A 9,893-nucleotide genomic window follows, 5' to 3' on the forward strand; every position below is an offset into this window, starting at 1 on the left:
TGCCCGAGCCGATCGCGCAGCTGCGCAAGCGCTTCCCGAAGGTCAACGTCAGCCTGCACCAGGGCTCGCCCGACCAGGTGGCGCGCATGGTGATCGAGGAGGTGGCCGACGTCGGCCTGGCCACCGAGGCGTTGGACGGCATCGACGAGCTCGCCACCCTGCCCTGCTACGAGTGGCAGCATGCCCTCGTGATGCCGGCCGGCCATCCGCTGGCGCAGCTCGAGCGCATCGAGCTCGAAGACCTGGCGCTGCAGCCGCTGGTGTCCTACCACCCCTCGTTCAGCGGCCGCACGCGCGTCGACCAGGCATTCGCCGCGCGCAAGCTCAAGCCCAATGTCGTGCTCGAAGCGATCGATGCCGACGTGATCAAGACCTACGTGCGCCTCGGCCTCGGCGTGGGCATCGTCGCGGAGATCGCCGTGAAGGACGATCCGCCGGGCGGCGAGCTCGTCTCGCGGCCGCTCGGCCACCTGTTCGGCCGCAATGTCGCGCGCATCGCCTTCAAGCGCGGCGCCTACCTGCGCAGCTTCGTCTACGCTTTCGCCGAGATGCTCTCCGACCGACTCGGCCGCCAGGTGATCACCCAGGCGCTGTCGGGCCAGCAGCCCGCCGCGCCCGACTACCAGCTCTGAATCCTCACGCCATGACCACCGCCACCGCCGCGCGCACCCCCGCCATCGACAGCCGCCTGCCCCGCGTGGGCACGACCATCTTCACCGTGATGTCCGCGCTCGCGCAGCAGCACGGCGCCGTCAACCTCGGCCAGGGCTTCCCCGACTTCGACTGCGACCCGGCGCTGCTCGACGCCGTCGAACGGGCCATGCGTGGCGGCCTGAACCAGTACCCGCCGATGGCCGGCGTGCCGCAGCTGCGCGAGGCCGTGGCCGCCAAGATCGATGCGATGTACGGCCGCTGCTACGACCCGGGCAGCGAGATCACCATCACCGCCGGCGCGACGCAGGCGATCATCACCGCCATCCTGGCCATCGTGCACCCGGGCGACGAGGTGATCGTGCTCGACCCCTGCTACGACAGCTACGAGCCCAACATCGAGCTGGCCGGCGGCCGCGCGGTGCACGTGCCGCTGACCCCGGGCACCTTCCGCCCCGATTTCGCGCGCATCGCCGCGGCGCTGTCGCCGCGCACCCGCGCGATCATCATCAACACGCCGCACAACCCCAGCGCCACCATCTGGACCGCCGGGGACATGCAGCGCCTGGCCGAACTGCTGCGCCCGACCGACGTGTTCGTGATCGCCGACGAGGTCTACGAGCACATGGTCTACGACGGCGCCCGCCACGAGAGCGTGGCCCGGCATGCGGAGCTGGCACAGCGCGCCTTCATCGTCTCCAGCTTCGGCAAGACCTACCACGTGACCGGCTGGAAGGTCGGCTACGTGGCCGCGCCGGCGACGATGACCGCCGAGTTCCGCAAGGTGCATCAGTTCAACGTGTTCACCGTCAACACGCCGATGCAGCACGGGCTGGCGGCCTTCATGGCCGATGCCTCGCACCACCTCGGCCTGCCGGCGTTCTACCAGCGCAAGCGCGACCTGTTCCGCGCCGGCCTGGCGGGGAGCCGCTTCCGGCTGCTGCCCAGCGAGGGCAGCTACTTCCAGTGCGTGGACTACTCTGCCATCAGCGACGAGCCGGAAGAAGCCTTCTGCCGCCGCCTGACCACCGAGGTCGGCGTGGCCGCGATCCCGCTGTCGGCCTTCTACCAGGGCGGCTTCGAGCAGCGCATCGTGCGCTTCTGCTTCGCCAAGAAGGACGAGACGCTGAGGCTCGCGCTGGAGCGCCTCGCGGCGCTGTGAAGGCGGCCTCGGCTCAGTAGCGGTCGGCGCCGTCGCGCCGGGGCTTGGGGTCGACCAGGCCCATGAAGTCGGAGGAGCGACCTTCGCCCTTGTCGGCCTTGGGCCGGGTGACGTCGAGATCGACCTGCACCGTGAGCTGATTGGTTGGCGCAAAGCCCATCAGCCGGCTGGCCGTCAACTCCTCGATCGGCTTCTCGGCGGCATCCCCGTCCATCGGCAGCAACAGGTCGACGGAGCGGGCGTTGCTCGGGTGCTCGCCCAGGTCGCGGGCGATCGAGTACAGGAACAGCAGCTCGCGGTAGGCAGGCAGGTCGTAGGTGTCGCCCTCGCCGTCCTGGCGCATCAGCGCCGCGTCGAGCATCTGCGTGACGCGCTGAGGCTCGTCCCACAGGCGCTGCAGCTGGCGCAGCATCTGCGGATAGTCGTCGAGCGTGCGGCCCTGGGCGAGGTCGTTGTCCCAGTCGGGTGCGTAGGCGCTGAAGCGGCGGTTGAATCGCTCGCGCACGCGCTCGTAGGCGTCGTTGTCGCCACGGCGGCGGTAGATCTCGAGCAGCTTCAGGTAGGGCAGCGGGCTGGCGCCGCCGCTGCTGCGCACATGGCCCATCAGCAGGTCGATGGCGGCGTCTTCCTGGCCGAGCACGACGAAGAAGTCGGCCTGCTGCTCGAGGTCGATCAGTTCCTCCACCGACAGTTCGCGCCGCGGCGCCGACGACGCCTCGGCGATCGGCGGGAGCACCGACACCGGCGCCTCGGTCACCGGAGACGCCGAGGGCTCGGCCTCGTCTTCGCCGGAGCGGCTGAAGGCACGCTCGTCCATCACCGCCGGCTGGGTCTCCTGCCGGGCGGCTGCGGCATCGACTGGCGCCCGGGCCGGAACGGGCTTGGCGGGCGTGGCCGTGGCCACGCTCGTGCCGGCCGGGGCGAGCCACCACTGCGAGTTCTGGCGCGACTGCGACTGGCGCCACCACAGCACCGCCAGCAGCACGGCCAGCAGCGCCGACAAGGCCGCCAGCACATAGATCAGCGGGTTGGCGTAGCGCTCTTCCTGGGCGCGTTCGAGGCTGGACTGCAGCGTGGCCAGGGCCTTCTGGGTCTTCTGCGACTCCTCGCGCAGCAGACGCAGCTGCTCCTCGAGCGAGGCGATCCGGGCCTGAGCGGCCGACGCGGCAGCGGCGGCAGAAGCCGCAGCCAGGTTGGAAGCCGCCACCTCGGAGGCTGCGGCGGCGGCCGCCTGCGCGGCTGCAGCCGATGCGGCAGCCGCAGCGGCCGACACGGTGCCGGGCTCGAGCTGCAGGCGCGGGCCGCTGCTGCGCGGCACCGCAGCGGGCGCCGCGCTGCTCTTGCGCTCGCGCGGCTTGGCCGGCACGGCCTGGGCGACCGACCGGGGGCGCGGCGGCGTCGAGGCGCCTGCCACGGCACGGGGCCGCTGCGGCCGGTCGGCGGCGGGTTCCGGCGCCGCCCGGCGAGGCGCGGACGCCGCCTGGGCGGCCTGGGACACCGCCACCACCGGCGCCGTTTCCGGCTCGAAACGCTGCGGCGGCAGGCTGGTTACCGCCGGCGGCGCCGACGCGAGGTTGATGCCGGGGGGATCGACCAGGGTGACGAAGCTGCGCGTCAGGCGCTGCTGACAGCCCGCCGTGAGCGTGACGGTGACCACCGGCTCGTCGATCGCCATCGTGGTACTGACGCGCACCAGGCGCTCCGAAGCGTTCGGCGCCGGCTCGACGCTGAGCCGCACGGCTGCGGGCGCAACGCGGAAGTCGCCGGACAGCACTTCGGCCGTCACGCACTCGCGCACCAGCGATTCGTCGGCATCGAGCCGCACGGTGGCGGCGAAGTTCAGCGGCTGCCCGAGATTGGAGGTGTTGACCGAGCGGCCGAAACCGAGCGCCTGTGCATCACCGGCGGCACCGAAGAGGGCTCCGCCGGCGAGGACGAAGGTGAGAGAGAGCGAGGCTCGGCGCATTGAGCTGCGATGATCTTTCTTGTGCGAGGGACTCTAGCATGACGCCCGGTTGCGGCCTCACTTCGAACCGGGGGAAGCGACACGGGTGAGCGTGACACAATCGACCGAACCCGCCGTGCCTGAAGTCGGACATGCCCTCTGAACTGCTGACCGAGCGCCAAGGCGCCGTGCTGATTCTCACGATCAGCGACCCCGAGAGCCGCAACACGCTGTCCGAGGCGGTGATCACGGCAGGCATCGAGGCGCTGAGCACCGCCGAATCCGACGACGACATCCGGGCGATCGTGCTGCGCGGCGCCGGCTCGCACTTCTGCGCCGGCGGCAACCTGCAGGGCCTGATCGCGCGCCGCCAGGCCGGCCCGCCGGCGCAGGCGCACATGCTCGAGCGGCTGCACCAGTGGGTGGAGGCGCTGCGTGCCTGTCCCAAGCCGGTGATCGCGGCGGTGGAAGGCGCGGCGGCCGGCGCGGGCTTCTCGCTGGCACTGGCCTGCGACCTGATCGTCGCCTCCGAGGAGGCGCGCTTCATCCTCTCCTACGCCCGGCTGGGCCTGACGCCCGACGGCGGCGCCAGCTGGCACCTGGCCCGAGCCCTGCCCCGCGCTGCGGTGCAGCAGATGCTCTGGCTGGCCGATCCGGTCACGGCCCGGCAGTTGCACCAGTGGGGCGTCGTCCAGGCCCTCTGTGCCCCTGGTCAGGCAATGGTCACAGCCCTGGCGCTGGGCGACAGGCTCGCGGCGATGGCGCCCAACGCGATCGCCGGCGCCAAGGAACTGCTGAACGAAGCGCCCTCGAATACGCTGGGCGCCCACCTCGCTGCCGAGCGGGAACAGTTCATCCTCAACCTCTTCCACGCCAACGGCGGCGAAGGCCTGCAGGCCTTCATCGCCAAACGGGCACCGAAGTTCGGCTGAACTGCGCTCAGTCGGCGTAGCCAGGGTTCTGGCGGTCCAGTCGCCGCCGCAGGCCGGGCCAGGTCAGCGCACCGCCGCCAACGCCCCGCGTGACCTGCCTGGCCTGGGCCTGTGCGCCGGCGATGATGCGGGGGTCGACGTGGACCAGTTCCCGGCTGCCGGCCAGGGCGCGGACCTGGATCGTGCACACCGCCTCGAAGAGGTACATGTTGAGGAAGGCATCGGCGATGGTGGCGCCGAGCGTCAGCAGGCCGTGGTTGCGCAGCATCAGGAAGTTCCTGTCGCCGACGTCGGCCACCAGGCGAGGCTTCTCTTCGTCGTTGAGCGCCACGCCTTCGTAATCGTGGTACGCCAGGCTCGACAGTACGAAGATCGACTGCTGCGACAGCGGCAGCACGCCGCCCTTCTGCGCCGATACCGCCACGCCGTTGAGCGTGTGGGTGTGCAGCACGCACTGGGCGTCGTGGCGAGCGCCATGGATCGCGCTGTGGATGGTGAAGCCGGCCGGGTTGACCGGGAACGGCGAGTCGTCCAGCTTGTTGCCGGCCGTGTCGACGCGCACCAGGCTCGAGGCGGTGATCTCCTCGAACATCAGCCCGTAGGGGTTGATCAGGAATTCGTTGTCACGCCCCGGCACCCGCGCGCTGATGTGGGTGAACACCAGGTCGTCCCACTTGAACAGCGCCACCAGGCGGTAGGCCGCGGCGAGGTCGAGGCGGGTGCGCCACTCCTCGTCGCTGACGTGGCCACGAAGGCTCGGGATGCGCAGATCGTTGGCGCCCATGCTCGTCTCCTGATCGGTGATCTTGCTCGTGGACAATAGGTTCGCACGACGCGATCATGCTGTCACCTCAGCGACTGAACATGAACACCTCGGTTCTTACACTCGAAGAACGTTCCAACATCGAGTCGGGCTCTTGGTTCTCGAAGCTCTCGCCGGCACTGCGCCAGGCCATCCTCGCCCGCGCCACCGTGCGGCGGCTCGCCGACGGCGCCACGCTGTCGGCGCGCGGCACTCCGGCACAGGAGTGGGTGGGCGTGGCCAAGGGCGCGGTACGGGTGAGCTCGGTGTCGCTCTCGGGCAAGCAGGTCACGCTGACCTACGTCGAGCCCGGCACCTGGTTCGGCGACATCGCGTTGTTCGACGGCCTGCCGCGCACGCACGACGCCAGCGCGCATGGCGAGACCACGCTGCTGATCGTGCGCAAGTCCGACTTCAAGGAATTGCTCGCGCAGCATGTCGAGCTCTACGACGCGCTGCTGCGCCTGAACTGCCGCCGCCTGCGGCTGATGTTCGATCAGATCGAGGATCTCAACACCCGGCCGCTGGCCGCGCGGCTGGCCAAGCAGGTGATGCTGCTCGCGCGCAGCTACGGCGTGCAGGAGGGCGAGGAGATCCGCATCGGCCTGGCGCTGGCGCAGGAGGATCTCGCGCAACTGCTCGGCGCCTCTCGCCAGCGTGTCAACCAGGAGCTCAAGGGCTTCGAGCGCGAGGGTGCGGTGCGCATCGAGCCGACACGCCTCGTGGTGCTCTCCAAGGACAAGCTGCTCGCCATCGCCGAGCGCTGAACCCGTGTCGCGCCGGCCGCGACGCAGGCCGGCTGGTGGAACTTACTTCCTGACGAGCCATGGACGCCTTCTCCGGAACCAAACCCGTCGCCGCCCAGCACGCCTTCGATGTCGACGCGCTGCAGCGCCATCTCGAGCGGCACCTGAACGGCTTCGCCGGCCCCTTGAGCGTGGAGCAGTTCAAGGGCGGCCAGTCCAACCCCACGTTCAAGCTCGTCACGCCCGGCGCCACCTACGTGATGCGCTGCAAGCCCGGGCCGGTGGCCAAGCTGCTGCCTTCGGCGCACGCCATCGAGCGCGAGTTCAGGGTGATGAGCGCGCTGCGCGGCACCGGCGTGCCGGTGCCGACCATGCACCTGCTGTGCGAGGACGAGAGCGTCATCGGCCGTGCCTTCTACGTGATGGAGTTCGTGCAGGGCCGCGTGCTGTGGGACCAGACCCTGCCCGGCATGGGCCCGGCCGAGCGCGGCGCCATCTACGACGAGATGAACCGCGTGATCGCGGCGCTGCACACGGTCGACGTCCGCGCTGCCAGCCTCGAGAGCTACGGCAAGCCCGGCAACTACTTCGAGCGCCAGATCGGCCGCTGGAGCAAGCAGTACGTCGCCTCCATCACCGAGCCGATCGAGGCCATGGACCGCCTGATGGAATGGCTGCCGGCGCACATGCCGGCCAGCGCCAAGGACGAGAGCCAGGTGTCGGTGGTGCACGGCGACTACCGGCTCGACAACCTCGTCTTCCACCCGACCGAGCCGCGAATCCTGGCGGTGCTCGACTGGGAGCTCTCCACGCTCGGCCACCCGCTGGCCGACTTCAGCTACCACTGCATGTCGTGGCACATCGCGCCGGGGCAGTTCCGCGGCATCGGCGGCTGCGACCTGGCCGCGCTAGGCATCCCCGACGAGCGGGCCTACGTGCGCCGCTACTGCGAGCGCACCGGCCGGCCCGACCCCGATGCGGTGATGGCCGACTGGAACTTCTACCTCGCCTACAACCTGTTCCGCATGGCCGGCATCCTGCAGGGCATCGCCAAGCGCGTCGTCGACGGCACCGCGTCGAGCGCGCAGGCCGTGTCGGCAGGCGCCGGTGCCCGGCCGCTGGCCGAGATGGGCTGGCGCATCGCCAGCCGCACCTGATCACCTCCCCACGAAAGAGACACCATGGACTTCAGCTATTCGCCACGGACCCAGGAACTGCAGGCGCGTCTGCTGCGCTTCATGGACGAGCACATCTACCCGGCCGAAGGCGCCTGGTGGGCCGAGATCGAGGCCAACACCGCGGCCGGCAAGCGCTGGACGCCGCTGGAGGTGATCGAGAAGCTCAAGCCCAAGGCGCGCGAGGCCGGGCTGTGGAACCTGTTCCTGCCGCCGAGCGCCGACGGCCGCACCAACACCTCGGGTGACTACGGCCTCGGCCTGTCGAACCAGGAATACGCGCCGCTGGCCGAGATCATGGGCCGCGTGCCCTGGAGCAGCGAGGTCTTCAACTGCTCGGCGCCGGACACCGGCAACATGGAAACCATCATCCGCTACGGCAGCGAGGCCCACAAGAAGCAGTGGGCCGAACCGCTGCTCGAAGGAAAGATCCGCAGCGCCTTCGCGATGACCGAGCCGGCCGTGGCCTCCTCGGACGCCACCAACATCGAGGCGCGCATCGAGCGCCAGGGCGACGAGTACCTGATCAACGGCCGCAAGTGGTGGACCTCCGGCGCGGGCGATCCGCGCTGCAAGATCTACATCTTCATGGGCAAGACCGACCCGACGGCGCCGCGGCACTCGCAGCAGTCGATGGTGCTGGTGCCGGCGGACACGCCGGGGGTGAAGGTGCTGCGCCCGCTGTCGGTGATGGGCTACGACGACGCGCCGCACGGCCACATGGAAGTGCTGTTCGAGAACGTGCGCGTGCCGGTCTCGAACATCCTGCTCGGCGAAGGCCGCGGCTTCGAGATCGCCCAGGGCCGCCTCGGCCCCGGCCGCATCCACCATTGCATGCGCCTGATCGGCCTGGCCGAACGCTCGCTGGAGCTGATGTGCAGGCGGGCGACGAAGCGCGTGGCCTTCGGCCGCACGCTGGCCGAACAGGGAGTGACGCGCGAGCGCATCGCCGAGGCGCGCTGCATGATCGACCAGGCGCGCCTGCTCACGCTCAAGGCGGCCTGGATGATGGACGTGGCCGGCAACAAGAGCGCCAAGGCCGAGATCGCGATGATCAAGGTGGTGGCGCCCACCATGGCCTGCCAGGTGATCGACTGGGCGATGCAGGTGCACGGCGGCGCCGGCATGAGCCAGGACACGCCGCTGGCCTACTTCTACACCCTGTCGCGCACCCTGCGCTACGCCGACGGCCCCGACGAGGTGCACCGCAACGCCATCGCCAAGCTGGAGATCGGCAAGTACGCCTGAGCGCGGCACCAGCCCCTCAACGGGGTTTGGTGTCGTCGAAACTCTGCCAGGCGGTGGAGCCGGTGCTCGGCCACTCCTGGCCGCTCTCGCCCGCCTGGGCAGCGGCCCGCAGCGCCTGCCGCGCCGCGGTCTCGAACAGGCTGACCGCCGCGGCCACCGCGGCCAGGTCGGGGTCGATCAGCTGCATGCGCAGGTACAGGCGTCCGCGCAGCGTCATCAGCACGAAGGGCGGATCGTGCTGCAGCAGCGTGCCCAAGGCCCGCTCGAGTTGCTGAGCCAATGGCCCTTCCAGCCACAAGGGCACCGATGCCGGTGCCGCCGACACGGCACCGAGCCGGCCGCGCAGCGCGCGGTACATGTTCAGGTTGGCCTTGGGGAACATCACCAGCCAGCGCACCTCCTCGGGCGTGCCGGTATCGATCTGCGTCTGCAGGCCCTCGGTGAAGCTCTCGTAGGTCTGGCGCTCGAGCAGGACCAGCAGCGGCCGGGCCATCAGCAGCATCTGCAGGTCGCCGGGCAGGTCGAGTTCCATGCGCATGCGCAACTCGCGGCCGGCGATGTAGGCCCGCTGCGGCGGGCCCCACTCGAGCCGCCAGGGCATCTCGTCGAGCAGGCCTTCGATGACGAAGCCCTCGCCTTCGCGCACGCGGCGGAAGTTCAGCGCCTGGCGGGCCGCCCAATCGGCCACATCGGGCCAGGCCGCGGATTCGGCGGGCTTGCCGGCGAGCAGGCGCTTGAACGACTCGAGCATGGCTGCGGTCAATCCACTAGAGTTCGCAGCACGCCGCAGCGGCGGACACAGACGACGAGGACCTCATGATCGAAGTGTATTCGTGGGCAACGCCGAATGGGCACAAGGTTCACATCATGCTCGAGGAGTGCGGCCTGCCGTACCGCGTGATCCCGGTGGACATCGGCGCCGGCGACCAGTTCAAGCCCGAGTTCCTCGCCATCAGCCCGAACAACAAGATCCCGGCGATCGTCGACCCGCAGGGCCCGGACGGACAACCGATCTCGCTGTTCGAGTCGGGCGCGATCCTGCTGTACCTCGCCGGCAAGACCGGCCGCTTCCTGCCGCAGGACGTGCGCGGCAAGTACGAGGTGCTGCAGTGGCTGATGTTCCAGATGGGCAGTGTCGGCCCCATGCTGGGTCAGGCGCATCACTTCCGCATCTACGCACCCGAGAAGATCCCCTACGCGATCGACCGCTACACCAACGAGGCCAAGCGCCT

At 69.9% G+C, this 9,893-nt stretch carries 10 protein-coding genes; 7 read left to right on the plus strand and 3 right to left on the minus strand.

Annotated elements, in window-relative coordinates; all coding sequences use genetic code 11:
* Together AB7U92_RS14550 and AB7U92_RS14555 are read left to right on the plus strand one after the other, a co-directional pair.
* Positions 1 to 632, plus strand: a 632-nt coding sequence (locus AB7U92_RS14550; protein ID WP_428578088.1) for a LysR substrate-binding domain-containing protein, incomplete at its 5' end; no start/stop codon positions are given.
* Between the two features lie 11 nt (positions 633 to 643).
* A complete protein-coding gene (locus AB7U92_RS14555; protein ID WP_428578091.1) occupies positions 644 to 1,813 on the plus strand; it encodes a pyridoxal phosphate-dependent aminotransferase in 1,170 nt (389 codons plus the stop codon).
* A 13-nt stretch (positions 1,814 to 1,826) separates the two neighbouring features.
* Here AB7U92_RS14555 and AB7U92_RS14560 read toward each other — a convergent pair whose 3' ends face one another.
* Positions 1,827 to 3,779 carry a hypothetical protein gene (locus tag AB7U92_RS14560; RefSeq protein ID WP_428578094.1) on the minus strand — a complete coding sequence of 651 codons (1,953 nt, stop codon included), beginning with the start codon at positions 3,777 to 3,779 and terminating at the stop codon, positions 1,827 to 1,829.
* 131 nt (positions 3,780 to 3,910) lie between these two features.
* Here AB7U92_RS14560 and AB7U92_RS14565 point away from each other — a divergent pair, with 131 nt between their 5' ends.
* Positions 3,911 to 4,690, plus strand: coding sequence for an oxepin-CoA hydrolase, alternative type (locus AB7U92_RS14565; RefSeq protein WP_428578097.1), 780 nt, complete (start codon positions 3,911 to 3,913; stop codon positions 4,688 to 4,690).
* Positions 4,691 to 4,697: 7 nt separating this feature from the next.
* Here AB7U92_RS14565 and AB7U92_RS14570 read toward each other — a convergent pair whose 3' ends face one another.
* The gene (locus AB7U92_RS14570) at positions 4,698 to 5,474 is read right to left on the minus strand and encodes a class II aldolase/adducin family protein (protein ID WP_428578100.1); all 777 of its coding nucleotides are present in this window, start codon (positions 5,472 to 5,474) and stop codon (positions 4,698 to 4,700) included.
* Between the two features lie 80 nt (positions 5,475 to 5,554).
* On the opposite strand from AB7U92_RS14570, the gene AB7U92_RS14575 reads away from it, so the two are divergent.
* The 3 genes from AB7U92_RS14575 to AB7U92_RS14585 are packed head-to-tail and all read left to right on the plus strand — an operon-like array spanning position 5,555 to position 8,661.
* Positions 5,555 to 6,259 (plus strand): Crp/Fnr family transcriptional regulator, encoded by a 705-nt coding sequence (locus AB7U92_RS14575; RefSeq protein WP_428578103.1) that lies wholly within the window; start codon positions 5,555 to 5,557, stop codon positions 6,257 to 6,259.
* Positions 6,260 to 6,318: 59 nt separating this feature from the next.
* The gene (locus AB7U92_RS14580) at positions 6,319 to 7,395 is read left to right on the plus strand and encodes a phosphotransferase (RefSeq protein ID WP_428578106.1); all 1,077 of its coding nucleotides are present in this window, start codon (positions 6,319 to 6,321) and stop codon (positions 7,393 to 7,395) included.
* 24 nt (positions 7,396 to 7,419) lie between these two features.
* On the plus strand, positions 7,420 to 8,661 hold the full coding sequence (locus tag AB7U92_RS14585) for an acyl-CoA dehydrogenase family protein (RefSeq protein WP_428578109.1): 1,242 nt from the start codon (positions 7,420 to 7,422) through the stop codon (positions 8,659 to 8,661).
* 16 nt (positions 8,662 to 8,677) lie between these two features.
* Here the strand turns inward: AB7U92_RS14585 and AB7U92_RS14590 are convergent, their stop codons facing one another.
* Positions 8,678 to 9,412, minus strand: a complete 735-nt coding sequence (locus AB7U92_RS14590; RefSeq protein ID WP_428578111.1) for a hypothetical protein — start codon at positions 9,410 to 9,412, stop codon at positions 8,678 to 8,680.
* A gap of 65 nt (positions 9,413 to 9,477) precedes the next feature.
* Between AB7U92_RS14590 and AB7U92_RS14595 the strand changes: the two genes are divergently transcribed.
* Positions 9,478 to 9,893, plus strand: a 416-nt coding sequence (locus AB7U92_RS14595) for a glutathione S-transferase N-terminal domain-containing protein (RefSeq protein ID WP_428578114.1), incomplete at its 3' end; no start/stop codon positions are given.

The sequence above is a fragment of the Piscinibacter sp. genome, assembly GCF_050175855.1.
Classification (GTDB): domain Bacteria; phylum Pseudomonadota; class Gammaproteobacteria; order Burkholderiales; family Burkholderiaceae_C; genus Piscinibacter.